Raw genomic sequence first — 25,805 nt, 5'->3', positions numbered from 1 at the left:
ATTGATCGGCCACTGAGAAGAATGTTAGGTTATCTATCCTATGACCCGACCGGGCTCCCTTTGGCTGCCCGAGCCGAAGGGCGGCTTTCGTGATCGAACACGTTGACGGAACCCGCACGCCGCTGATCGACGCGAGCGTGCACATCTTCTTCCGGTCCAACAAGGCGCTGCGGAGCGTGCTGCGCGAGCCGTTCAAGAGCCGCGGTTTCCCCGACTACGAGATGGACTGGTACGGCGCCCCGGGCGGGGAGTACGCACCCAACACGGAGGGACCGGACCGGCAGTACCCCGGCTCCGATCCGGAATTTGTTGCCCACGAACTGTTTTCGAAGCGCGGAGTCGACGTGGCGGTGCTGCATCCGATGGGGCGCGGCATCATGCCCGACCGGCACCTGGGCAGCGCGCTGCACGCGGCGCACAACGAGATGATGGTGTCGGATTGGTTGGAGTCAAGCGAGTTCGGCGAGCGATTCCGCGGGACCATCCGGGTGAATCCCGACGACATCCCCGGCGCCTTGCGCGAGATCGAGAAGTGGCGGGCGCATCCTCGCGTCGTCCAAATCGGCGTGCCCCTGCAATCCCGCGAGCTCTACGGCAAGCCGCAGTTCTGGCCGCTGTGGGAGGCCGCGGCCGACGCGGCCCTTCCGGTGGCCGCGCACATCGAAGTGGGCAACGGCATCATGTTCCCGCCGACGCCGTCCGGCAACACCCGCACGTATGAGCAATACGTCAGCTTCATGGCGCTGAATTACATCTACCACCAGATGAACATGATTGCCGAGGGCGTGTTCGAGCGCTTCGACGGCCTGAAGTTCGTCTGGGCCGACGGCGCCGCCGACTTCCTGACACCGTTCATCTGGCGAATGGACACGTTCGGCCGGCCGCACCTGGAGCAGACGCCCTGGGCGCCGCGCATCCCCAGCGACTACCTCCCGGGGCATGTCTACTTCGTCCAGGGCAGCCTCGATGGGCCCGGTGACGTCGATTTCGCCGGCGAGTGGTTCGGCTTCACCGGCAAGGATGACATGGTGATGTTCGGCTCCAGTTACCCGCATTGGCAGTTCGGTGACGCCAAGAAGCTGCCGAGTGCGCTCTCCGCCGAGCAGCGCGAGAAGGTCTGCTGGCGCAACGCGGCGCAGCTCTACGGCATAGACATCCCCGCCGAAGTGGGCGCACAGTAGAAGCAGGACGCTAGACCGAGGAGTTCCACATGACGTTGACCCATTCGCAGGAGCGGGTTCCCGCGACCGAGCGCATAGCCGTCCGCTGCGTCGACTCGGATGTCCACCCCGCACCCAAGCGGGGTGAGCTGGTTCCCTACATCCCTGAGCCTTGGCGCAGCAAGTACTTCCTCAACCGCAACGTGGGCGAGCTGATCTACTACGACGCGCCCGACTACGCGCACTCCTACGCGATGCGCGTGGACTCGTTCCCCGCCAACGGCGAATTCCCCTGCAGCGACCCGGATATGGCGTTCCGTCAGCTCATCATGGAGGCGGGTTCCGACATCGCGATCCTGGAACCGGCCGCCTACCCGGCACGGCTGCCCGAGGCCCAGCACGCGATGTCGTACGCGCTGAACGACTGGCAGGCCAATCACTGGCTGGACAGCCACAACAACTGGCACGAACGGTGGCGTGGGTCGATCTGTCTCGCCATCGAGGAGCCGGAAGCGTCCGTGCGCGAAATCGAGCGGTGGGCCGGGCATCCGTTCATGGCGCAGATACTGATCAAGGCCGAGCCGAAGCCGTCCTGGGGACATCCCAAATACGACCCGATCTGGGCCGCGGCCACCAAGCACGACATCACCGTCAGTTGCCACCTGTCGCGCAGCCAGTACGACGAGCTACCGATCCCCCCGGTGGGCTTCCCCAGCTACAACCACGACTTCATGGTGACCTACTCGCTGCTGGCCGCGAATCAGGTGATGAGCCTGATCTTCGACGGCGTCTTCGACCGGTTCCCGACGCTGCGAATCGTCTTCGTCGAACACGCATTCAGCTGGATCCTGCCGCTGATGTGGCGCATGGATGCGATCTACGAAGCGCGCAAGTCGTGGGTGGACATCAAGCGCAAGCCGTCGGAGTACGTCAAGGACCACATCAAGTTCACCACCCAGCCGCTGGACTACCCCGAAGACAAGACGGAGCTGACCCGAGCGCTGGAATGGATGGAGTGCGAGAAGATCTTGCTCTTCTCCTCGGACTACCCACACTGGACGTTCGACGACCCCCGCTGGTTGGTCAAGCACCTTCCCAAGCACGCCCGCGACGCGGTGATGTACAAGAACGGCATTGCGACCTACCACCTGCCGGAGACCGTCCCGGTCCTCGAGGGTCAGGCCCGGGTGCTCTGAATTGACCGAACAGACCAAACGGCCCGAGCCCCGTCTCGCCCAGGGCCGTGAGCATGTCGTTGCAACCGTGGACGAGATCCCGCCGGGCAAACACAAGCTGGTTCCCATCGGGCGGCACGGCGTTGGGGTTTACAACGTCAACGGCAGCTTCTACGCGATCGCGAATTACTGTCCGCACCAAGGCGGTCCGTTGTGCTCGGGCCGCGCGAGGGGGCGCACGGTCGTCGACGAAACCGCTCCGGGTGACTCGGTGATGGTGCGCGACCTGGAGTACATCTACTGCCCCTGGCACCAATGGGGTTTCGAGCTGGCCACCGGGACGACCGCGGTCAAACCGGAATGGAGTATCCGCACCTATCCGGTGCGCGTCGTCGGCAACGACGTTCTGGTGCAGGCCTAACACAGGAGAATCGCGTGTCTTCTATCGAGATCAACGGGGGAAACGTCGTCTACGAGATCCTCGGTGACTCAGGCGATCTCATTGCCCTGACGCCGGGCGGCCGGTTCAGCAAGGAGATCGAGGGCTTGCGGCCGCTCGCCGACGCGCTGGCGGCCGGCGGCTACCGCGTGTTGCTGTGGGACCGGCCCAACTGCGGCGCCTCCGACGTGCAGTTCTATGGGCAGAGCGAATCACACATGCGCGCCGAGACATTGCACAAGCTGGTGACGGGGCTGGGCTTCGAGCGCTGCATCCTCGCCGGAGGATCCGGCGGCGCGAGGGATTCCATGCTGACCACGATGCTCTACCCCGAAATGGTCACCAAGCTGGTGGTGTGGAACATCGTCGGCGGCATCTACGGCACGTTCGTACTCGGCTCGTTCTACATCATCCCGAGCATCCTCGCCGTGCGCGGCGCCGGCATGGACGGCGTGGTCAAGGTGGCCGAATGGCGCGACCGCATCGAGGAGAACCCCAACAACAAGCAGCGGTTCCTCGACTTCGACAAAGACGAGTTCCTCAAGGTGATGCTGCGCTGGCTGAACGCGTTCGTCTCCAAGCCGGGACAGACGATCCCGGGCGTCGAGGACGAGATGTTCGACCGAATCAAGGTCCCCACGTTGATCATTCGCGGCGGCGAGAACGACATGGATCACCCGAAGCGGACGTCGCTCGAGGTCAGTTGCCTGATCAAGGGATCGAAGCTCATCGATCCGCCGTGGCCGGAGGATGCGTGGGAACGCGCATCCGAAGACCGCGCGGCGGGCCGGGTGCAGCACTTCAACATGTTCGACACGTGGGTGCAGGCGGCGCCCGCGATCCTCGAGTTCCTGGGCTCGTGAAGGCGTCAGACGGTGCGAATGTGGACCTCGCAGTTGAGCGAGGCCTCCAGAGCCGTGTGGACCCGGCTTTCCGGGATGCGTTCCAGGTCCTGCTCGCGCAGCGTCACGTACACGATGTCGAATCCGTCATCGCCCGCAGCCCGTTCGATATCACCGGTGAGCCCCAAGCCGGACAGCACACCGTGGGCGTCGTCGTCGGTGCCCCGGCTGATGAAGGTGACGACCCCGGGCACGGGGGCGCCGCCGAACACCTTGCCGCACAGTTCCATTGCGACGTGTTTCGCCGCGTCACCGTCTTCGGCGGTGATCAGCAATTCGACTTCCCGGCGGTCCGCGGGCATGGCCGCGAGATCGTTCTCGACCACGCCGGCGCCCGCGTGCGCCGCGAGCTCAAGGAGCGCCGCCATGCCGTCTCGTAGCCGCTCCGCCGTGGACACGCTTTCCGGGTCGACGTTGACGCGCACCACCGCAGTTCGCATGTGCGCAAGCGTAACCAAGGCAATGGCGGGCCGGCCGTGAGCACCGCGCAGTCCACCCCCATCACCACCGCCACCGCGCCCGGCTGTGAACCCCGGCTGCTGTTCGGGGGAACCGGCCAGGCGCACGAGGACCTCGCGGCGTATCGAGAGCGGGGCGGATATCGGCCGCTCGCCGACGCCGCTGGGTTGCTGAGCGAAGTGCAGGCCAGCGGACTGGTCGGTCGGGGCGGTGCGGCCTTTCCGCTCGCGATCAAGTTGCGCGCGGTGCGTGATAACGGTCGGGTTGCCGGCGGCGCCGTCGTCGTCGCGAACGGCGAAGAGGGAGAACCGGCCTCGGTCAAAGACCGGTGGTTGCTGCGCAATCGCCCGCACTTGGTGCTGGACGGCCTGCGGCTGGCGGCGGCGATCGTGGGCACCGACCGCGCCCACGTCTACGTGTCGGACCCCGAATCGGAGCACAGTGTCCAGTCCGCGCTCGGCGAGCTCGACTCAGACGCCGTCGGCGTCACGGTCGGCCTGTCGGCCGTGCAACCCGGGTATGTGGCCGGCGAGGAGACCGCCGCCGTGCGCGCGCTCAACGGCGGTCCGGCCAAGCCGACCGACAAGCCACCACGCCCCTTCGAATCCGGCGTCGACGACCGGCCGACGTTGGTGAGCAACGTCGAGACGCTGGCCAACCTGCCGTTCCTGCAGTGCCACGGCTCGGCGGCGTTCCGTGGGCAAGGCACATCGCTATCCCCGGGGACGTTTCTGGCCACCATCACCGGGGCCGGCCGGCCGCCGGTTCTCTACGAGCTCCCGCTCGGCCTGCCGTTCGTCGAACTCCTTGCCCTACACGGCGTTTCGCCGGACCATGTGCGCGGCGCCCTGATGGGCGGCTATTTCGCCGGCCTGCTCAACCGCTCGGTGCTCGACACAACGCTGGATCATGAGGCGATGCGCCGCCTGGGCAGCGGCCTTGGCTGCGGTGCGGTCTCGGTGATCACCGACGACTGCCCGGTTGCGGTCGCGGCGTCGGTGCTGGCCTACTTCGACCGCGAAAACGCCGGGCAATGCGGGTCATGCTTCAACGGAACGGCGGCGATGGCCGCCGTTGCCTGTGCGTTGCGTGACGGCGCCGCGACGGCGGAAGACCTGCAACGGTTGCGCCGCTGGTCGGTGCTGTTGCGCGGCCGGGGCGCCTGCGCGACGCTGGATGCCGCCACGAATATGGCCGCCAGCCTGCTGGCGCAGTTCCCGGGCGAAGTGACCGCGCACCTGGACGGCGCGTGCCCGGACTGCTCTCGCGGCGCGTTCCGCGCCGACCGTCCCTACGAGGCGGAGGCTGTGAGGCAAGCATGAAAATCCGCTTGGACCGCACCGTGTGCGACGGTTTCGGCATCTGCGCCAAGCACGCGCCGGGTTATTTCTCGCTGGACGATTGGGGCTATGCGTCGCTTATCGGGGACGGGACCGTGGCGGAGGCGGATCGCGACGCGGTCATGCGCGCGCTGCTCGACTGCCCGGTGCACGCCATCGCCGAGATCGGGGAACGCACCTCCCCCGCCCCGCACCCGCCGCTCACCGACTCCGAAGATCCGGCCGAGCATCTCAAAACCGAAGAGAACGAGGCGGAGTGGGGGTTCACCCGCTGAACGTTGCCCCGTCGCGATGATCACAGGGCAGGACAGAGCGACGACAGGAAGTCGTGCGTCCGCCGCCGCGACGCGGCACGGTCGGTTGCGTCCTTGCCAAGGGGGACGATCCGCGCCGCGAGATCCGTGACGCCCGCATCGCGGTACCGGCGCAGCCGCGCGAGGATGGCCGACTCGTCGCCCGCCGCCATGGTGTCGCCGACGTCCTCGGCGTCCCCGTGCTCGAGCAGTCGCACGTAGTTCGGGGAGAATTCCGCATGCCCGAGCACCTCGCTGGCGTACGCGCGGGCGTCGTCGGTCTCGTCGGCCGAGCAGAGCGCGACGGGCACACCCGCCACAATTCGCGGCGCGGGCCGCCCGACCCGGCCGGCCGCCGCGGTGATGCGGGGCGCGATGTGGTCGCTGATCGCCCGCTCGTCCGCCATCCAGAGAATCGTGCCGCCGGCTCGCTCGCCGGCAAGTCGCAGCATCGTCGGCCCGAGCGCGGCTAACAGGACCGGAACCTGTTGCGCGTCAGTCACATCCACCGAAGCGTGGACGTGGTAGGTGTCGTTGTCGATATCGACGGAACCCGGACCGGCGAACGACGCATCGAGCACATCGAGATAGTCGCGCATCACGCGCGCTGGGCGGTCGTACGGCAATCCGAGTTGGCCGTTGACGATCCAGTCGTGCGATGGCCCGATCCCGAGCGTGAACCGCCCGCCGCAGGCGAGCTGGGTCGTCATCGCCTGCTGCGCCATGATCATCGGATGGCGGGTCTGAATCGGCACGACCGCCGTTCCGGTCTCGATACGCTCGGTGGCCTGCCCGATCAGCGTCACCACGGTCAGCGCGTCGAGGTACCCGGGGACTTGGGGCATCCAGAACGTGGTGAAACCCGCCGCCTCGGCGGCGACGGCGTCGCCGACCACCCCGGTTAGCCGCTCGGCCCGCGGGCGCTCCTTGTCGGAGCCGACCATCATGCCGACGCGCATGCGCCCCCACGCCTACGGCACATGGCGGTCCCACTCGAACGGCACCACCGCGAAAAAGGGTGCGGCGAACAGCGGTTCGACACCCGGCGCTTCCCAGCGGTCCGACAGCACCGGCCGCAGCCGCTCCGCGGTGCCGACCGGATCGTCATCGAGGAAGCAATACGTGATCCGCTGTCCCCCAGGAGCGTTGGCCAGATTCGCGTCGACCTGTCGCGACGCGGCCGACCAGACACCGGCGACGCCGGCCACTTCCAGCAGTCGGTCCGGCGATGCCGATCCCCGCTCGAGCAACAGGAACGCGCCCCGCACGGGCAGCCACGGCAGGACGTCCGATCCCACTTTGACTCGCGGCGCCGCCGCCTTGGCCCGCACCTCATAGACGCCGCGCTCCACCGGAGGCAGCAGCGGGATCTTGCGGGCGGCGTTCCCGAGTGCCGTGGACAGCTCGTTGAATCCGCGCAGTCCGGCCGGGTCGGTGAAAAAGTACGTCATCACGTGGTCGACCGCGTCCAACGGTCCCCCGTCGATCGTCCGGGCGGAGCGGCAGGCGGGCGTCGACACCAGGCGCAGCGAGGCGCGCACCGCGGCGAGCCGGTGCTGCTCGGGCCGGTGGTCGAGGGTGTGCCAGCGCAGGTACTCGGCGTCTCGTCCGTCGGGGTGGCGGGTCGCCATGGACACGAACAGCGTGGTGATGTGGCCACGTCCGGCGGCGAGGATCTCGGCGACCTCGTCCGATGGCGTGCCGGGAAGCTGCATGGCTCAGGTCCTCACGATGTCGTCGAATCGTGGTCAGCCAGCGCGATTTCGGGGTGCCGGGCCGCGATCATGCGCCGGAAGCCCTCGCGCCAGGGAACTTTCGTGCGGCCGAGCACCTCGTGCATGCGGGTGACGTCCGGCCATAGCGGCGTGTGCGCCGCGGGCGTGTATTCGAAGAGCGGTTCGATACCCACCAACCGGCCCATGAAGGCGCAGTACTCTTCGACGCTGACCGTGTCGCTGCCGGCCCAGTTCACCACGACGGGCGGCACCGCGGCGACTTCCATGGCGCGGATGCCGAGTTCCACGTAGTCGTCTTCGTAGATCGGGTTGTAATTGTTCGGCTTGTCCGGGTGCAGGCGGATGGGCGTGCCCGCCAATATCGCATCGAGGCGGTCGGCGGGCGCGCCGCCCTCGGGCCCGTACGTGGAGCAGATCCGGATGATGGTCAGCGGGATTCGATAATGCCTGGCGACCCAGGTGCACACGGCCTCCGCCGCAACCTTGGAGAAGCTGTAATTCGCGCGCAGGGGCACGCCGGGCGGGTCGGCCTCGGTCAATGGGCGCTGTCCCTGGTAGGCATAGATCGAGCCGGTCGAACACAACACGAAACCCTTGGCGGTACGGCAGTGGTAGAGCAGCTCGCCGGACATCTGCGCGTTCGTTTCGAGGCAGCGGTTCCAATCGTCCGCACCGGGGTCCACCGCGGCGTGGAAGATGTAGGTGAAATCGTCTGGGAGACCGGCGAAGTCGCCCGCCCCGACATCCAGCGCGAGGGGCTTGATGCCGGCCGCGACCAGCCTCTCGCGACCGGCGGGGTCTTTGAGGCGCGCGGCGCCCCATACCTCGTTCGATGCCGCCAGAGCGCGCCCGATGGGAAACGCGATCTTGCCCGTCGCCCCGGTGATCAGGATCTTCTCCGCTTCGAGCAATCAGCCCTCCGATCTTGATCGAGGCAAAGTGAAGTACTTGATATTCCGTTGGGCAGCATAACGCCCGAATGAAAGGAAATCTCGCGCGCCGCCGGCAGGGTTCTGCGAACCTTTCGACCATGGTCGTGGCGGCTTCAACGGAATAAACTGAACCCGCCAGGATCACGATGGCCTCTCGGGAGGCACACCATGAGGTGGTTTACTGCTCGCCTAACCGCCGTCATAGCGGTCGCGTTCGCGTTCATGGCGGTCACTGCGATGGCGACGCCGGCGATAAGCTCGGCGGATTGCGAATCGAACATGTCGTTCAATCCGACGACGCGGTCGTGCACGCCGCCACCGGCCCTAGCGGACTGGTACACCGCTCCGCCGGTATATGCGCCGCCGTTCGCCGCACAGGATGTGCCGCCGCCGCCACCGCCGCGGCCTTGGTGGTCACCGAACGAACCGATGTGGAATGCCGGCTTTCACCAATGGGGCACCTATTTCACCGGCACCTGGGTGCCCTACTGACGGTGCCACTTCTTTGCCGATGCTGAAGTTAGCTAGGTAGCCGGGCGGGTAGCTTTACCCGATCTTGACCAAGTATTGAATCGCCTCGCCGACGATAGACCACGTGAGTACGCTTCCATCTGTGGAACTGGGGGTTTTAGGGCCTCTGCAGGTCCGGCAAGGCGGAGCGCCCGTCGCGATTCCGGGCGCAAAGCCACGTGCCATTCTCACGCTGCTGGGTTTGCACAGCGGTTCCGTTGTACCGGCCGACACGCTCATCGAGCTGCTCTGGGGCGACGATCCGCCGCGCACCGCCGCAAAGGCCGTGCAGACCCACATTTCCTCGCTTCGCCGGGCGCTGGGCGACGGCTTCGTTTTGACCCAAGGAGCGGGTTGGTCCCTCGCCGACAGTGAGGTTGATGCCTCGCGCTACAAGTCGGCCGCCCGCCTGGCACGCGACGCCGCTGCCGCCGGCGACACCAGCCAAGCCGTCGTCCGGTTCCAGGAGGCGCTTGCACTCTGGCGCGGAATTCCCGAACTGCCCGATAGCCGGCGGGGAACATCCGAGAAAACGCGCTGGATCGAAGCGCATGCGGCGCTAGTGGAGGATCGGGCCGACGCGTTGCTGGCGACGGGGCGCGCCGCGGAGATCATCGGCGAGCTGGAGGCCGCGGTGGGCGATGCGCCGCTGCGTGAGCGGCGTTGGGGCCAATTGATGCTCGCCCTCTACCGCGCCGGCAGGCAGGGTGAAGCCCTTGGCGCTTATCAGCGGGCCCGGGCGCTGCTCGCCGACGAACTCGGAGTCGACCCGGGACGGGAGCTTCGCCGGCTCGAGGCCGCGATCGTCGCTCAGGATGATGCGCTGGAAATACTCGCCGCGCGAGATCTTCCGACGGTAACTCGCACCGTCACGTTCCTGCTGACCGACATCGAAGGATCGACTGCCGCCTGGGAGGCCGACGCGGACGCCATGGCGGTGGCACTCGCGCGTCACGATGAGCTTGTCGAACAGGTTGTCACGTCCCGCGGCGGACGGCTGATCAAGACGCGCGGTGAGGGCGACGCCACCTTTTCCGTCTTCGAACGGGCCTCGGCGGCGGCCAACGCCGCAATCGAATTGCAGGACGCAATCTTCCACGAACCGTGGGCCCTCCAAGCCCCGATGCGTATCCGCGTGGCACTGCATACCGGCGAGGTCGAGCTGCGCGACGGCGACTACTTCGGTCGGGCGGTCAACCGCGCCGCGCGCCTGCGATCGCTGGCAATAGGTGGCCAGATCCTGTGCTCGGGTGCGATCGCCGAACTGGTCATCGACTCACTGCCCGACGATGTTGTGCTCGCCGATCTGGGGATGCGTCAGCTCAAGAACCTGGCGCGCCCGGAGCATGTTTTCGAGCTGCGGCTGGAGACCGCCGCACCGCCGCAAAAGGCAAACGACGCACCGATTGAGCGCCCAGACCTCCCGGCGGTGCTGACCGGCCCCGGACCGTTCGTCGGACGCGGCCCTGAGCTCGCAGGGCTGGTGTCCGCCTGGCAAACCGCGACGGCGGGCGGCACCCATCTGGTGCTTATTGCGGGTGAGCCAGGAGTGGGCAAGACACGGTTGGCCGGCGAGTGGTCGCAGCAGGCCTACCAGTTAGAAGCGATCGTGCTCTACGGCCGCTGCGATGAAGATCTCGGCGCGCCCTACCAGCCTTTCGCGGAGGCGCTGCGTTCGCTCATGCCATGCCTCGGTAGCACCAGGCTCCGCGCAATGCGCGGCGCCGAAGCATTGCTTCCTCTGGTTCCAGGGCTGACCGAACTTCTACCCGATCTCGCCGCGCCAACCCGCGCCGACCCGGAAACCGAGCGCTACGCATTGTTCGACGCCGTCGTCGCACTGTTGGAAGTCGCCTCCGCCGACGCACCCGTCGCGCTGATCCTCGACGACCTGCATTGGGCCGCCAAGCCCACGCTGCTGTTGTTGCGGCATCTGCTGCGGTTCGGCGATCGCGCGCGGGTGCAGATCGTCGGCACATACCGCAGCACCGATCTCGACCGTTCGCATCCCCTGGCGGCGATGCTCGCAGACCTGCACCGCGGCGCCGGTTCTGGCACTTTCAACCGCCTTACGCTCAGTGGCCTCGACGAAGACGACGTGAGCGCGTATGTGACCGAGGCCGGTTACCACGACGAAGAACTGGCCCGGGCGTTGGCGTCGGTCACCGGTGGCAACCCGTTCTTCCTCATCGAAGCGCTACGCCATGTGGACGAGACCGGCGGTGTGTGGGATCCGACCACGTTGCCACAAGGTGTCCGGGAAACCGTGAGCCGCCGCCTTTCTCGGCTTCCGGCAGAGACGAACGATGCGCTTGCGGCGGCGGCGGTCGTCGGCAGCCGATTCTCGGTAGAACTGGTCGAGCGCGTGGTCGAGGATGATCTCGTCAACGCGTTCGACGAAGCCTGCAAGGCCGGCATCGTCATCGAGGAGCCGGGCGGCCGTTACCGGTTCAACCACGCTCTCGTCCGGCAGTCGCTGCTTGCCGAGCTGCCGTCCGTGCGGCGGATGCGGCTGCACCAGCGCATCGCCACGACGCTGGAGACCCAGCCCGGCGCCGACGATGAGCTGCTGGCCGAACTGGCCCACCATTACTTCGAGTGTGCGTGGGCGGGAAACGCGGCCAAGGCCGTCGAATACTGCCGGCGTGCCGGGGACCAGGCGGTGGCCCGACTCGGCTACGAAGGCGCCGCCGATCTCTACGGCCAAGCCCTACACGCGCTGGACGAGATCGACGACGAGTTGCCCGACCGCGACGACCAGGCGGCCGAACTGCTAGTCGCGCGTTGCGAGGCTTTATTGGCGGCTGGTGACGTGACCTCGGCGGCAGGCGCGGTCTCCAAACTGCAGGAAGCGACGGTCAATTCGGCGCGGTTGGCGGCGTGGGCGACGTGCTTCGACGGCCAGCTGTCGATGCTCATCCATCCCGAGCGACTCGACGAAGTTGAAACCGCTTTAGGCTTGGCCGCGCAGAAACTGGCCGAATTAGGCGATGCCGCAGGCGAAGCCAACGCTCATACCGTGCGGGCCGCGTGCCTGGCCCGGCTCGGCAGAATCGGCGACGGCGAGGTCGCGCTGGACGATGCCCTCACGGCGGCGCGGCGTGCGCGTGATCACCGGCGGGTCAACGCGGTGCTGGCGGGCGCACCACTTGCCGCGCTGTGGGGCCCCAACCCGGTTCCGCGTGCGGGTGGGCGGTGTCTCGACGTGGTTCGGCTGTTGCGAATCACGACCGAGTCGCCCGCGGTCGAGGCGACGTCGACGCGGTGCCAGGCCGTGTTGGAGGCCTTCCGGGGACGCGCCGAGGCAGCGCGGCGGATGATCGACTCGGCACGGCGTACCGTCACCGAGCTCGGGCTGCGGCACGCGCTGCTTGAGGTCGAGCAGTTTGCCGGTATCGTCGAGTTGATCGCCGACGATCCGGCCGCAGCCGAACCGCATTTGCGTCAGGCCTACAACGGTTTTCGTCGCATGGGCCTGGACGCCGATACCGCGGAGACGGCCGCGCTGCTGGGCCGCGCGTGTCTAACGCTCGACCGGCACGCCGAGGCCGAGGAATTATGCACGGAGAGTGAGCGACTTGCCGGGCACGCATTGAAGGCATCGATAGCGTGGCGCACTCTTCGCGCGCGGCTGCTTTCGCACGGCGGTGAACACGGCGAGGCTCGGCGCATCGCCGAGGCCGCCGTCGCCCTGGCCGAGCGAACCGACGCATTGGTCGATCACGGCGACGCATGTGCCTCACTGGCAACGGTTTTGGACGCTGGAGGTGATGCTGCGGGTGCGCGCGCTGCTGCCGAGCGGGCCGTTGATCTGTATGAGCGGAAAGGGGCTGCGGCGCTTGCGGACAGAGCGCGGCGTGTCGTCGGTCAGCGTCCTGCGCCGGTAGCTCCTCCCGTAGCGCCGAGTGTCGAGCCAACTAACGCTTGTGTGCAGGCGGGCAGCCGGTTGATCGATGCAGTCAATCGCGCGGCCTGGGACGAGGTAAAGCAGCTGTTAGCCCCATACGTGTCCGTCGAGAGTCGCCGGAAGATTGTCGGCTTCCCACGGATCGACCTCCCGGCGAGCCAGTGGCCCCAGGATATGAGGCGCTATTTGGAGACGGGTATGGTCCGCTACCGTCACACGGCTGTCGCCGTGCGTGGCGAACGTCTCTCTCTCACACGACTAGAGATAAGCACTGAAGATCTGAGTTCTGGCGCGCCACAAGACGAGTTCCTCCATCTCGCAGGCCTGGATACGGAAGGCCGAATAGCGCTGCAGGTGTGGTTCGACCTCGAAGACATGTATGCCGCCGTCGCTGAACTCGACGCGGCGCATGCACGATTCGAGGTGGTACGTTCTCGTGCGCAACTGGAGAACACCGCGACTCGGATAACCGACCAGGCGTTCTCCCTCTTTGCCGACAACCGCTGCGATGAAATCAGCGCGCTGTATGCCCAAGACATCCGCCTCGAAGACAGGCGGCACGGGCTCCGCCGTGAGAGCAACGACCGTGAGACAGCGGTCAACAATGTCCTGGCGATCGCGGCCTTGGGCGTGAATATCACGAATACGCCTCTCGCTCTGCGGGGCGACCGGCTCTGCCTCAGCCGTGTGCGGTTCGAGAAGCGTGACCCGCGGCTCGATGCGTTCGTCGTTGAAACGCTGGAGATGACCGAGGTCGACACCGACGGACTAATGATAGCCAGGGTCGTGTTCGGCCCCGACGACCTTGAAACTGCGATCGCAGAGCTCGAAACTCGTTACCTAGCAGGGGAAGCGGGCACTAACGCGCAGACATGGTCTGCCATCACGCGCATCGTCGCCTCGATCAACCGGCGGGAACTCCCCGCGACGACGCGCGACTGGGTGAATATCGACCACCGTCGGGCAACAGCCGTCGCACCTGATGATGCGTTTGCATACGTCCATGAGTCGTGGGATGGCACCACTGGTGGCATGTATATCGAGACTGTGCACCGGCTGAACAACCTCGGAGCGGTTGCGACCTATGTGGGGTATCGGACCTCGCGAGAGGGCTTCGAAGCCGAGTGGCGGGGCATCAACGTTCTCATGGTCGAGGGCGACTTGGTCAACCGCTGGGAGCTATTCGACGAGGCCGCGATTGACGCCGCGACTGCCACGTTCGAGCAGCTCAGCCGCCCGGCACCGCGGCTGGAAAACGCGGCAAGCCAAGCATCCGAGCGCTACATGGCACACTTCGCTGCCCGCGATTGGGATGAGCTCGCGAAGGTACTGTCCGAGCACATTTGTGTCGACGATCGCCGTCGGGTGGTTAATGCAGGGACCACACACGGTCGGGATGCCGAGATCGCAAACCTGCGCGCGGCCGCCGACGTCGGGATCACCTACTTCACGTCGGTCGTCATCGCAGTCCGTGGGCAGCGACTCGTGCTCGCGCGCGTCTCGGGCGGCGAAGGTGGGTCCTTGGAATTCCGCAACGAGGTGCTGGGCATCATCGAAACCGATTTCCAGAAGCAGATCTCGACAATCGTCGTGTTTGACCCCGACGACTTCGAAGCCGCCATCGCCGAGCTCAACGCCCGATATCTTGCCGGTGAGGCTGCATCGTGCGCACACGTCTTGCAACCCGTCATCGACACGGTGGGGGAGCTCAATCGTCACAAGCCGGGGCCGATGCTCGAGCGGCTTTCGTTTGCCGATCATCGACGCGTCCCGTTTGGGTCGGCGGAAAACTACGGGCGAGCGATCGAGGAGCTGTGGACACTGGTTCCCGATGCCCGCTATTGGATGCGGGCGGTGCATGCGCTGGACACCCACGGGCTCGTCTCTACCCTCGCTATCGAAGGCACCGACGCACACGGAAACGAATTGCAGTGGGGGCGCGCCTTTTTGTATCTTTCCGACGGACCGAAGGTGGAGGTTTACGAAGAGGCAGACCTCAGCGTCGCCCTTGCCCGCTTCGAGGAGCGGCGCCCGCGGGCGCAGCGGCTGGACAACGCGGCAAGCCGAGCGGTCGAGCGCTATTTCGCGCACTTCGCGGCTCGTGACTGGGACGCGCTGGCAGAGGTATTGTCCGGCGACTTTATGGGCGACGATCGTCGCCGGGTGGTGAACTCGGGCATCCGACGCGGTCGCGATGCCGAAATTGCAAACATGCAGGCGATCGCCGAGATCGGCTATGTCGGCATAACGTCGACCCCCATCGCGACCCGCGGGGAGCGCCTTGTCCTCTCACGTCACTCCTTCACTAACCCCGACTGGCCCGAGCCACTCGTCGACGAGAGTATCGTCGTCGGCGAGATCGACTCTCAACAGCGGTTGGTGGCAGCAATCGTGTTCGACTCCAACGACATCGATGCAGCACTGGCCGAACTCGATTCCCGGTACCTCGCAGGCGAAGCTGCCGCCCACGCGCAGACGTGGTCGCTGACCGCGACCAGCTACGCCGCGCTTGGCCGGCACGAACTTCCGCCGATAACGCCGGACTGGGTCAATCTCGATCATCGAGCGGTCGTGGCGATTGAGCCGGGTGATCTTGGCATAGCCCTTCGAGCCATATGGATGCTCGCACCGCAAGCAACCATTTACCTCGAGGCTGTACATCGGCTGAGCAGCTCGGGAGCGGTCGTCACACATGCGGCGCACGGGACCACGCAAGAGGGGTTAAACGCCGAGTGGCGAGACGTCGCTCTTCTCACGTTCGAGCGCGACAGGATCAACCGCTGCGAGGTATTCGACGAGGCGGATCTCGACGACGCGCTGGCAAGGTTCGACGAACTTAACCGCCTGGCACGGCGGCCGGAAAACGGGGCAAGCCGAGTCAACGAACGCGCTTTGGGCCACTTCGTGACCCGCGACTGGGAGGCGATTGGTCAGATACTGGCCGACGACTTCGTCACCGACGATCGCCGTCGGACCGTCAACGCGGGAATCCGGCACGGAAGAGATGCCGAGATCCAAAACTGGCGTGCGGCCGCCGATGTCGGCTTTACGAGCTTGACGCCGAACGTCGTCGCGACCCGCGGCGAACGCCTTGTCCTTGCGCACCTTGAGGCCTCGGGCCCCGACCCCGAGGCGATTCGAGGGGACTTTCTCGTCGTCACCGAGATCGACAGTGACGAGCGGATAGTGGCATTCGTCGTGTTCGAGTCCGACGACTCGGAATCCGCGCGCGCCGAGCTCGACGCGCGGTACGTCGCCGGCGAAGCAGCCGCCCACGCGCACGCGTGGTCGGTCATCACTCGGTCCTATGCCGCGCTCAATAGGCACGAACAGCCGCCGACGACGCCAGATTGGGTGAACATCGACCACCGGCGTGGGGTGTCGTTTGAGCCTGGTCAACTGCCCGCATTACTTGCCTGGTCGGATGTCAGCCACTCCATCGAGAGTGTGCATCGGCTGACTGACCTCGGAGCTGTCGTCACCAACGCGTCGCATGAGACCTCACAAGAAGGCTTCGATGCCGAGTGGCGCGTGGTCACCGTTGGAACGGTGCAAGGTGACATGCTCAACCGCTGCGAGGTATTCGACGAGGCGGACCTCGACGCCGCGCTCGCAAGGTTCGATGAACTCAGCCGTCGGACGCCCCGGCTGGAGAACACCGCAACGCGTGTCCAAGAGCACGTCTTTTCGTACATTGCGGCCGGTGACTGGAGCGCCGTGACTCAAATAACGGCCGAGAATGTTTCCGTCGACGATCGTCGGCGGGTGGTGAACGCCGGGGTGCTGCACGGCCGGGAGGCCAATATCGAAAGCACAAGGGCAACAGTCGATGTCGGCTTCACCATGAAGATGTTGGACGTCCTGGCGACCCGCGGCGAGCGCCTCGCCCTGTTGCGCGTTCGCGTATCCGGCCGTGACGCCGACACGATCCAGAACGACGCCTTCAACGTCGTCGAGATCGACGCCGACGAGCGAATCGCGGGCAATGCCGTGTTCGACCTTGAAGACTTCGATGCCGCCGTGGCGGAACTCGATGCTCGTTACCTCGTCGGCGAAGCCGCCGTCCACGCGGGCACGTGGTCGGTCATCGCAGAGGCCTACGCCGCGCTCAATCGGCACGAACTCCCAGCGGCGACGCAAGACTGGGTGAACGTCGACCACCGACGACTCGCGATGATCGAAGCGGGTGATCTGACGGCATCCATCCGGGCCGCGTGGGACCTCTCACCCGACAGCGGCATCTATATCGAGGCCGTGGATCGGCTGCGCAAACTCGGAGCAGTTGTCACCTGGGCAGGGCATGGGACCTCGCGAGAGGGCTTTGAGGCCGAATCGCGGGGCGTCAGCATCCTGACGGTCGATGGTGAACTCGTCAGTCGCTGCGAACTCTTCGACGAGGAAGACCTCGACGCCGCACTCGCGAGATTCGAAGAGCTGAGCCGTGCGGCAACACAACTGGAAAACACGGCAAGCCGAGTGGATAAGCGCTTTCAGGGGTGTTTCGCCGCCCGCGACTGGGATGCAATGGCCGAGATGTTGTCCGACGGCTTTGCCGTTGACGATCGGCGTCGAGTCGTGAATGCGGGTAACCTGCAGGGTCGAGATGCTGAACGCATCGTGCATGCGTACGCCGCTCTCGGATCCCAGAATGTGACCGCAACGGTGGTGGCTACGCGCGCGCAGCGCCTCGTTTTAAGTCGCTACCGATTTTCGGACGACGACCTGCAGCCTGACGCGTTCGGCATCGAGATGCTTGTGGTCGTCGAGGTCGACGCCGACGAACGGATGGCGGCGGTCGTCGTGTTCGACGCCGACGACCTCGAGGCTGCCATCGTGGAGCTCGACGCCCGGTACCTCGCCGGCGAAGCGGCCGCCCATACGCGGACGTGGTCGAGCATCACGCAGATGTATTCCGCACTCAACCGGCACGAGCTGCCGCGAGTGACATCGAACTGGGTTAACGTGGACCACCGCCGAGGGGCAAACTTCGCTCCCGGTGACCTTCTCGAATATCTCCGTGCGGGTTGGGATATCCACCAAAACATCAATTACTACGTCGAGCTCGTCCATCGCCTGGATGACGTCGGAGCGATCATCACCCACGCGGTGCACGGACGCTCGCGAGAGGGATTCGCCGCCGAGTGGAGGATGATCGAACTCCTAACGGTCGAAGGCGATCTGATCAACCGCGTCGAGCTGTTCGACGAGGCGGATATCGACGCCGCGCTCGCGAGGTTCGAAGAACTCCATTTGCCTGCGCGGTGTCTGGAAAACGCGGCAAGCCGTGTCCACGAGCGGTTCCTGGAGTACTACGCGGCAGGCGACTGGCAGGGGATGGCGCAGATGCTGGCCGACAACTATTCCAGTGACGATCGCCGTCCGGTTATCGGCTCGGGAGTCCGACATGGTCGAGACGCCCACATCGCAGACATGCGGGCGAGGGCCGAGCTGTGGAACACGAATCTGGAATCCACCGTCATGGCGATCCGCGGGGAGCGCCTCGTCCTCATGCGCATCGGTCTGTCGGAGCGCGATGAAGGGCCTGAGCCATTTGCCACAGAGGCGCTCGCTATCGGCGAGATTGATGCCGACGAGCGCGCTGTCGCGACAGTCACATTCGACGTCGACGACATCGACGCCGCCTACGAAGAGCTCGATGCTCGCTACCTCGCCGGTGAAGCCGCCCCGCACGCGCAGACATGGTCGCACGTCAGACGCGCATATGTAGCGCTCAGCAGACGCCAACTCCCAGAGACCACGGTGGACTGGGTGAATATCGATCATCGGCGACTCGCACCCATCGCAGCCGGCGATCTGAGCGCATACCTTCTTGCAACCTGGGAACTGTCGCCGCAATCCAACATCCGCATCGAGGCTGTGCATCGGTTGAGCGAGATCGGCGCAGTCGTCACCCACGTGGTGCAAGGGACCTCACAGGAAGGGTTTGATGCCGAGTGGCGCACGATCGACCTTACGATGTATAGAGGCGGCAAGATCGACCGCTCCGAGCTTTTCGACGAGGCCGACCTCGACGCCGCGCTCGCCCGCTTCGATGAATTGCAACCGCAGCCACCGCCTCTGGAAAACGCGGCAAGTCAAGTGGAGCAATGCTTCTTGGCCTCGTTCGCGGCCCGCGACTGGGATGACGTTGCGGAATTGGTCGCCGACGACATCTGCGTAGATGACCGTCGCCGCACCGTGAACGCCGGCACCCGGCACGGTCGAGATGCGGAGATCGCAAGCCAGAGGGCAATCGCCGCAGTCGGCGTCGTCAACGCAACGTTAACCGTGATCGCGGTGCGTGGGCAGCGCTTGTTCCTCGGTTGTCACAGCGTCTGGGGCCAATGGTCCGAGTCCACGGCGTCTGAGACACTATGCGTGCTTGAAGTCAACGCCGAAAACCAGATCCTGGCACGCGTTCTGTTCGACGCCATTGACCTGGACGCCGCGCTGGCGGAACTCGACGCCCGGTATCTTGCCGGCGAAGGGGCCGCCCACGCGCACGCCTGGTCGGCCATCCTGGCTGGTTACACCGCGACCAACCGGCGCGAGTTACCCCCGACGACGCAAGACTGGGTAAGTATCGACCATCGGCGCGCGATCGCCTTCGCGCCCGGCGAGCTGATCCGTTACATACACGCCACGTGGGAGATGGCCCCGGACGTCTATAGCTACGTCGAGGCTGTGCATCGACTGAACAACCTCGGAGCGGTCGTCACACAGGCAGTGCGGGGGACCTCGCAACAGGGCTTCGACGGAGAGTGGCGGGAGATCATTGTTGTCACGGTCGAAGGCGCCCTGATCAACCGCATCGAAATATTCGACGAAACGGACCTCGACACCGCGCTCGCACGATTCGGCGAGCTCGAAAGGCGGGCGCCTACGGTCTAGATCGTGCCTGCTGGCAGTGATAACGTGATTCTCCGATTCGTATAACGGCCCTACCGGAATGGCCGTGCGACGCACCGGAGGTGACGTGTCAGCAGCACCGGGCCGACCGCTGCCCCTGGTCACGCAGGAAAACGAGTTTTTCTGGACCTCAGGAGCCGACGGCAAGCTCCGACTGCAGGAATGCCAGGCCTGCCAATCGCTGATCCATCCGCCCGCGCCGGTGTGCCGGTACTGCCGCTCACTGGATGTCGGGGTGCGAGCGGTCTCCGGCAGGGCAACGCTGGCCGGGTTCACCATCAACGAACGGTTCAGCCTGCCCGGGCTGGTCGCACCCTACGTGATCGCCCAGGTGGCGATCGCCGAAGATCCGCGAATTCGGTTGACCACCAACATCATCGAATGCGACCCCGATCGGCTCGAACTCGGCCAACAGGTCGAGGTGGTCTTCGAACACGTCGAGGACGTCTGGTTTCCGTTGTTCCGCCCGGTACAGGATGCCAACCCCGGCCCGTTGCCGGCCGACGAGATTGCGCCGGAGCGCTTCGCCGAACACGTGCGCCCCATGCTCACCCAGGAGAAGTTCGAAGACAAGGTCGCGCTGACCGGGATCGGCATGTCGCCGATCGGCCGCCGGCTGATGCAGCCGCCATTGGCGCTGACCGTGCAGGCCTGCGAAGCGGCCATCGCCGACGCAGGCCTGACATTCGCCGACATCGACGGCCTGTCCACCTACCCCGGTGCTCTCAACGTGGCGGGAATGGGTGAGGGGGGCACCACCGCCCTGGAAGCCGCGTTGGGCATCCGGCCGACTTGGCACAACGGCGCGATGGAAACGTTCGGCCCGGGTGGCTCCGTGATCGCCGCGATGCTGGCGATCGCCGGCGGGCTGGCGCGGCACGTGCTGTGCTTCCGAACGGTGTGGGAAGCCACCCACGGCGAGCTCATGAAGCAGGGCAAAATCAGCCCGTCGATGAGCCGGATGTCGGGCTGGCAGATGCCATTCGGGGCCACATCCGCGGCGCACACCCTGGCGATGAACGCGCAGCGGCACTTCCACCGTTACGGCACCACCAAAGAGACCCTGGGCTGGATCGCGTTGAATCAGCGGGCCAATGCCGAACTCAACCCGACCGCCATCTACCGGTCGCCGATGACGATGGACGACTACCTGAACGCGCGGCCCATCACCACGCCGTTCGGCCTCTACGACTGCGACATACCCTGCGACGGCGCGATCGCCGTCATCGTCTCCGCCGTCGACACCGCGCGTGACCTTGCGAAGCCGCCCGTCCTGGTCGAGGCGGTGGGCACGCAGATCATCGAGCGAATCGACTGGGACCAAAGCACTCTCACCCACGAACCGCAGGTGCTGGGCCAGGCGGCACACGTGTGGACGCGGACCTCCCTGCGCCCCGACGACGTCGACGTCGCCGAGCTGTATGACGGCTTCACGATGAACTGTCTGTCCTGGATCGAGGCGCTGGGATTTTGCGGAATCGGTGAGGCCAAGCAGTTCCTGGACGGCGGCAAGAACATCGCCCGCGACGGGCAGCTGCCGCTCAACACGCACGGCGGCCAGCTGTCGCATGGCCGCACCCACGGCATGGGCCTGCTGCACGAGGCCGTGACACAGCTGCGCGGGGAGGCCGGTGACCGCCAAGTCGCCGACGCCCGCGTCGGGGTCGTCAGCAGCGGCGGCCTCACGCCCAGCGGTGTGCTGCTGCTCCGGGCCGATACATGAGTGCCCCCCGGCCCCGGTTGGTGATCGTCGACGGGGTGCCGATGTCGGCGCTGATCGCCGAGGTCGCCCAACCCAAGGCCGTGATCGTGGCCATTCACGGCGGCGGCACCACAGCAACGTATTTCGATTGCCCGGGCCACCCGTCGCTGTCCTTGTTGCGGGCGGGCGCGGCCGCCGGGTTCACCGTGGTGGCGCTCGACCGTCCGGGCTACGGCAGCTCCGCGCCGTATCCGGAGGCGATGACCCTGCCCGAGCAGCGGACCAACCTCGCCTATGGCGCGGTGGATCGCATCCTGGGGGACCGCCCGCGCGGCGCCGGGCTGTTCCTGATGGGCCATTCCGGCGGATGCGAACTCGTGATGCGAATGGGCGCCGACGAACGCGGCGCCGATCTGCTGGGCATCGAACTGGCCGGTACGGGCCGGCGCTACCACCCGGCGGCCCGCGAGATCCTGAAAACCGCGACCCGCGAACGCCGCCCGGCCGGCTTGCGTGAGCTGCTGTGGCATCCGAGCCACCTCTATCCGCCCGAGGTTCTCAGCGGGACGACGGTCTCCCCGACCGCGCCCTCCTACGAGGATCAGATGGTGTCCGACTGGGCGCGCCAGGACTTTCCGGCACTCGCCCCCGCTATCCGCGTCCCGGTGCAGTTCAGCATCGCGGAACACGAAAAGGTCTGGCAGAACGACGCTGCGGCGGTAACCGAGATCGAGAGCTTGTTTTCCGGGGCGCCGCGGTTCACCGTGCATCGGCAGCCCGATGCAGGACACAACATGAGCCTCGGCCACGCCGCTGCCGACTACCACGCGAAGGTCTTCGCGTTCGTCGCGGACTGTGTGGCCGGTCGTGCGGATGCCGCTGAAAATCAAGGCGACCTGGAGGCCGGATGAGAGTCGGATTCATCGGCCTCGGCAGCCAGGGCGGCCCCATGGCCCGCCGGATCGTCGAGGGCGGCTACCAGACGACGCTGTGGGCGCGCCGACCCGCAACCGTCGAGGCGTTCGCCGACACCTCGGCCAAGGTCGCCGGGTCGCCGGCCGAGCTCGCCGCCGCCAGCGACCTGGTCTGCCTCTGCGTCGTGGGCGACGCCGACGTCGACGAGATCACGTCGGGCGACCGTGGCGTGCTGGCCGCGATGAAGCCGGGCGGTGTCATCGCGATCCACAGCACCGTGCACCCCAACACCTGCCGGGAACTCGCGAAGCGCGCTGCGGCAAGCGGGGTTTCGGTCGTCGACGCCCCGGTGAGCGGCGGCGGCTCGGCCGCGTCCGAAGGGCGTCTGCTGGTGATGGTCGGCGGCGACGCCGACGCCGTCGAGCGGTGCCGCCCGGTCTTCGCCACGTATGCCGATCCGGTCGTGCACCTCGGCGAGCTCGGTTCCGGTCAGACCACGAAGCTGCTCAACAATCTGCTCTTCACCGCCCACCTGGCCACCGCCGCCACCACGCTAGCGCTGGCCGGCGCCCTCGGCGTCGACCCGGACCGGCTCACCGAGGTGGTCTCGCGCAGCAGCGGGAACAGCTTCGCGCTCAACGCCCTCGGCGGCATCGGCGGACTGGACCGGCTCGCCGGTGTGGCCGGGACGCTGCTGCAGAAGGACGTCCGCCTCGTGGTCGACTTGGCCGACCGGGCCGGCGCGAACGGCGGCGCCGTGCTGGACGCGGCCGACGCCGCGCTGGGCCTGATGGGCCATCCGAGGTGACGATCGGGTTCGTCGGTGCGGGACGGATGGGACGCCCCATGGTGGCCCGTTTGGTGGCGGCCGGACACGACGTCCGGGTCGTGGGCCGGACCGCCGAAAAGCGAAGCGATCTCGAGCAGCTCGGCGCGCATGCGGTCGCCGAGCCGGCCGAGGCGGGTAGGTGCTCCGACGTCGTGGTGCTGTGCGTGTTCACCGATCGGCAGGTGCGGGAGGTATGCCTGGAAGGTGGATTGCTGGCCGCCATGCCGCCCGGTTCCGTGCTGGTCGTGCACACCACCGCCGGCCCGAACACGGTCGGCGCGCTCGCCGCACACGCCGAAGGCGTCGACGTCGTCGACGCCCCGGTCAGCGGCGGCCCGCATGACATCGCGGCCGGCCGGCTCACGCTGTTCGTCGGCGGCACGGAAGACGCCGTGGCGCGGGTCCGGCCGGTGCTCGCCTGCTACGGAGATCCGGTTCTGCACGTGGGCCCGTGCGGATCCGGCGAGAAGGTGAAGCTGGTCAACAACGCGTTGTTCGCGGGCCATATCGGGCTGCTCTCGGAGGCAGTGCGGTTGGGTGAGCGACTTGGCGTGGCGGAGTCGACGTTGCTGCCGGCGTTGTCGCACGGCAGTGCGACCAGCCGGGTCCTGAGCCTGGCGGCGGCGAGCGGTTCCGTCGCGTCGTTCATCGGGGTCGCCGGTGAATTCGTCCACAAAGACGTCAGCGTGGCGCGTCGCATCGCGCAGGAACTCGGCAGTGAACTGGGCGCCCTGGATGACGCGATCAACGCCGTCGGCGCCTCGAACGGGGTCTGAGATGCCAGCGTTTCGGTCTTTCCGGTTCGTCACGAAGGTATTACCGTTACCGTTACAGTCAACGACTCGGCTGTAACGGTTTCAGCCCCGCCCTCGCCGCTGAGGAGGATTCAGTGACAAAACCGAAGGTCGTCTTCGATCCGTACTCCGAGGACTACTACAACAATCCGTTCGACATCTATCGACGGATGCGCGAGGACGCGCCGCTGTACTACGACGAAAAAGAGGACTTCTACGCGTTGACCCGCCACGTGGACGTCGCGGCGGCATTCAAGGATTTCGAGACCTATTCCTCGGCACGCGGCTGCGACCTGGCGATGGTGCGCAGGGGCATCTCCCCCGAGCAGAAGTCGATCATCTTCATGGATCCGCCGGAGCACCGCCACATGCGCAGCCTGCTCAACAAGGCGTTCACCCCGCGGGCGATCCAATCGCAGCGCGACACCGTCATCGAGGTGATCGACAAGTACCTGGGGGCCGCCGACCCGGAAAACTTCGACGTGGTCCAGGACTTCTCCGGGCCGTTCCCCGTGGAAGTCATCACCCGGATGGCCGGGGTGCCGGAGGAATACCGCCAGCAGGTGCGGCACTGGATCGACACCAGCCTGTCGCACGAACCGGGGCAGATCGAGATCAGCGAAGCCGGCATGCAGGCCAACATCGACACGGCGATGTACTACTTCGGCCTGGTGCAGGAGCGCCGCCAGGAACCACAGGACGACATGATCAGCCGCCTGATCGCGGCCGAGGTCCCGGGCGAAGACGGGCAGCTGCGCAAGCTCGACGACATCGAGATCTGCGGGTTCGCCACCCTTTTGGGCGGGGCGGGCGCCGAGACCGTCACCAAGCTGCTCGGCAACGCGGCGGTGATCTTCGCCCGTCACCCCGACCAGTGGCAGAAGCTACAGGAGGACCGCGACAAAATCCCCGGGGCGGTAGAAGAGCTGCTGCGTTACGAGGGACCGGTGCAGTACAACGTCCGCTACACGCTCAAAGAGGCACACGTCAGCGGTGGCGTGATCCCCGCGGGCAAGCCGGTGTTTCTGTGTGGCGCAGCGGCGAACCGCGATCCGGAGGCCTTCACAAACGCCGACACGTTCGACATCGAGCGTGACCAGACCGAGGCCCAGCACCTCGGGCTCGGGTATGGGATTCACAGTTGCCTTGGCGCCGCGCTGGCACGCATGGAAAGCAGGATCGCGCTCGAGCGGCTCCTCGATTTCATGCCGCGCTACGAGGTGGACTGGGCGGGTTGCCAACGGGTGACCATGCAAAACGTCGCGGGCTGGAAGAACGTGCCCGTCAAGGTATTTCGGTAAAGGGGGTTGCCGTGACGAAGAAGATCGAAGTCGACTGGGGGCTCTGCGAAAGCAACGGCGTCTGTATGGGCATCAACCCGGAGATCTTCGAGCTGGGCGACGACGACATGCTCACCGTGCACCAAGAAGAGGTCACCCCGGAGAACGAGGCGGACGTCCGCGAGGCCGTCCGTCAGTGCCCGCGGCAGGCCATTTCGATCGTGGGCGAGTAGCGATCAGAATCCGGAGAGGATGACGGCATTGCAGTCCGCTGCGGCCTGCCGCAGTTTCGCCGCTTTTTGATAGCCCTCGGACTCGTACCACGCGCGGGCCGCGTCTACCGATTCGAATTCCAGCACGACGGTCTGGTCGCCGTGCCAGGTGCCCTCGATCACCTTGGGGGCGGTGTCCACCGCCAGAATGGTGGCTCCGGCCATAGCGGAACCGGCGGCCTGCGCATAAGCTTTCATGCCGTCCGGATCCTTGATGGCCTCCGTGAGGATGACGTACCCTTTCGCCACTG

General features: G+C 66.2%; 19 protein-coding genes. 14 read left to right on the top strand and 5 right to left on the bottom strand.

From position 1 onward, the window contains the following. Nucleotides 1–89: 89 nt before the first annotated feature. Genes ACEL92_RS04520 through ACEL92_RS04505 form a run of 4 tightly spaced genes read left to right on the top strand, consistent with a single transcriptional unit; the run spans nt 90 to nt 3,637 of the window. Nucleotides 90–1,181, top strand: a complete 1,092-nt coding sequence (locus ACEL92_RS04520; RefSeq protein ID WP_374024442.1) for an amidohydrolase family protein — start codon at nt 90–92, stop codon at nt 1,179–1,181. Nucleotides 1,182–1,210: 29 nt separating this feature from the next. Beyond that, nucleotides 1,211–2,356 carry an amidohydrolase family protein gene (locus ACEL92_RS04515; protein ID WP_374024441.1) on the top strand — a complete coding sequence of 382 codons (1,146 nt, stop codon included), beginning with the start codon at nt 1,211–1,213 and terminating at the stop codon, nt 2,354–2,356. Nucleotide 2,357: 1 nt separating this feature from the next. Then, the gene (locus ACEL92_RS04510; RefSeq protein WP_374024440.1) at nt 2,358–2,756 is read left to right on the top strand and encodes a Rieske (2Fe-2S) protein; all 399 of its coding nucleotides are present in this window, start codon (nt 2,358–2,360) and stop codon (nt 2,754–2,756) included. Nucleotides 2,757–2,770: 14 nt separating this feature from the next. Further along, a complete protein-coding gene (locus ACEL92_RS04505; protein ID WP_374024438.1) occupies nt 2,771–3,637 on the top strand; it encodes an alpha/beta fold hydrolase in 867 nt (288 codons plus the stop codon). 5 nt (nt 3,638–3,642) lie between these two features. Here ACEL92_RS04505 and ACEL92_RS04500 read toward each other — a convergent pair whose 3' ends face one another. Next, entirely contained in the window at nt 3,643–4,116 is a 474-nt protein-coding gene (locus ACEL92_RS04500) for a hypothetical protein (protein ID WP_374024437.1), read from the bottom strand. A gap of 36 nt (nt 4,117–4,152) precedes the next feature. On the opposite strand from ACEL92_RS04500, the gene ACEL92_RS04495 reads away from it, so the two are divergent. Further along, entirely contained in the window at nt 4,153–5,457 is a 1,305-nt protein-coding gene (locus ACEL92_RS04495; RefSeq protein ID WP_374024436.1) for an NADH-ubiquinone oxidoreductase-F iron-sulfur binding region domain-containing protein, read from the top strand. Then, on the top strand, nt 5,454–5,750 hold the full coding sequence (locus ACEL92_RS04490; protein ID WP_374024435.1) for a ferredoxin: 297 nt from the start codon (nt 5,454–5,456) through the stop codon (nt 5,748–5,750). Before ACEL92_RS04495 ends, ACEL92_RS04490 begins: the two co-directional genes overlap by 4 nt. A 20-nt stretch (nt 5,751–5,770) precedes the next feature. Here ACEL92_RS04490 and ACEL92_RS04485 read toward each other — a convergent pair whose 3' ends face one another. Genes ACEL92_RS04485 through ACEL92_RS04475 form a run of 3 tightly spaced genes read right to left on the bottom strand, consistent with a single transcriptional unit; the run spans nt 5,771 to nt 8,415 of the window. Beyond that, entirely contained in the window at nt 5,771–6,727 is a 957-nt protein-coding gene (locus ACEL92_RS04485; RefSeq protein ID WP_374024434.1) for an LLM class F420-dependent oxidoreductase, read from the bottom strand. A 12-nt stretch (nt 6,728–6,739) separates the two neighbouring features. Next, nucleotides 6,740–7,483: a hypothetical protein gene (locus ACEL92_RS04480; RefSeq protein WP_374024433.1), complete on the bottom strand. Its 744-nt coding sequence runs from the start codon at nt 7,481–7,483 to the stop codon at nt 6,740–6,742. An 11-nt stretch (nt 7,484–7,494) separates the two neighbouring features. After that, on the bottom strand, nt 7,495–8,415 hold the full coding sequence (locus ACEL92_RS04475) for an NAD-dependent epimerase/dehydratase family protein (RefSeq protein WP_374024432.1): 921 nt from the start codon (nt 8,413–8,415) through the stop codon (nt 7,495–7,497). A gap of 189 nt (nt 8,416–8,604) precedes the next feature. Here ACEL92_RS04475 and ACEL92_RS04470 point away from each other — a divergent pair, with 189 nt between their 5' ends. The 8 genes from ACEL92_RS04470 (at nt 8,605) to ACEL92_RS04435 (ending at nt 25,515) form a co-directional block, all read left to right on the top strand. Further along, complete coding sequence (locus ACEL92_RS04470; RefSeq protein WP_374024431.1) at nt 8,605–8,928, top strand: hypothetical protein; 324 nt, start codon at nt 8,605–8,607, stop codon at nt 8,926–8,928. 121 nt (nt 8,929–9,049) lie between these two features. Further along, the gene (locus tag ACEL92_RS04465; protein WP_374024430.1) at nt 9,050–19,744 is read left to right on the top strand and encodes a BTAD domain-containing putative transcriptional regulator; all 10,695 of its coding nucleotides are present in this window, start codon (nt 9,050–9,052) and stop codon (nt 19,742–19,744) included. 85 nt (nt 19,745–19,829) lie between these two features. Next, a complete protein-coding gene (locus tag ACEL92_RS04460; RefSeq protein ID WP_374024429.1) occupies nt 19,830–21,485 on the top strand; it encodes an OB-fold domain-containing protein in 1,656 nt (551 codons plus the stop codon). Next, complete coding sequence (locus tag ACEL92_RS04455) at nt 21,482–22,375, top strand: alpha/beta hydrolase (RefSeq protein ID WP_374024428.1); 894 nt, start codon at nt 21,482–21,484, stop codon at nt 22,373–22,375. The genes ACEL92_RS04460 and ACEL92_RS04455 overlap by 4 nt, the downstream gene beginning before the upstream one ends. After that, nucleotides 22,372–23,187, top strand: a complete 816-nt coding sequence (locus tag ACEL92_RS04450; RefSeq protein WP_374024427.1) for an NAD(P)-dependent oxidoreductase — start codon at nt 22,372–22,374, stop codon at nt 23,185–23,187. The genes ACEL92_RS04455 and ACEL92_RS04450 overlap by 4 nt, the downstream gene beginning before the upstream one ends. Beyond that, nucleotides 23,184–23,984: an NAD(P)-dependent oxidoreductase gene (locus tag ACEL92_RS04445; RefSeq protein WP_374024426.1), complete on the top strand. Its 801-nt coding sequence runs from the start codon at nt 23,184–23,186 to the stop codon at nt 23,982–23,984. Before ACEL92_RS04450 ends, ACEL92_RS04445 begins: the two co-directional genes overlap by 4 nt. A 113-nt stretch (nt 23,985–24,097) precedes the next feature. Continuing rightward, on the top strand, nt 24,098–25,303 hold the full coding sequence (locus tag ACEL92_RS04440) for a cytochrome P450 (protein WP_374024425.1): 1,206 nt from the start codon (nt 24,098–24,100) through the stop codon (nt 25,301–25,303). 11 nt (nt 25,304–25,314) lie between these two features. Further along, on the top strand, nt 25,315–25,515 hold the full coding sequence (locus ACEL92_RS04435; RefSeq protein ID WP_065031025.1) for a ferredoxin: 201 nt from the start codon (nt 25,315–25,317) through the stop codon (nt 25,513–25,515). 3 nt (nt 25,516–25,518) lie between these two features. Here the strand turns inward: ACEL92_RS04435 and ACEL92_RS04430 are convergent, their stop codons facing one another. Beyond that, on the bottom strand, nt 25,519–25,752 hold the full coding sequence (locus tag ACEL92_RS04430) for a DUF1330 domain-containing protein (RefSeq protein ID WP_374026075.1): 234 nt from the start codon (nt 25,750–25,752) through the stop codon (nt 25,519–25,521). Nucleotides 25,753–25,805: the final 53 nt, after the last annotated feature.

This window comes from Mycobacterium hainanense (assembly GCF_041890355.1).
In the GTDB taxonomy this organism is placed as follows: Bacteria; Actinomycetota; Actinomycetes; order Mycobacteriales; family Mycobacteriaceae; genus Mycobacterium; species Mycobacterium hainanense.
Note: the sequence above shows the minus strand (reverse complement) of the source record. Positions and strands in the feature narration are given on the sequence as shown.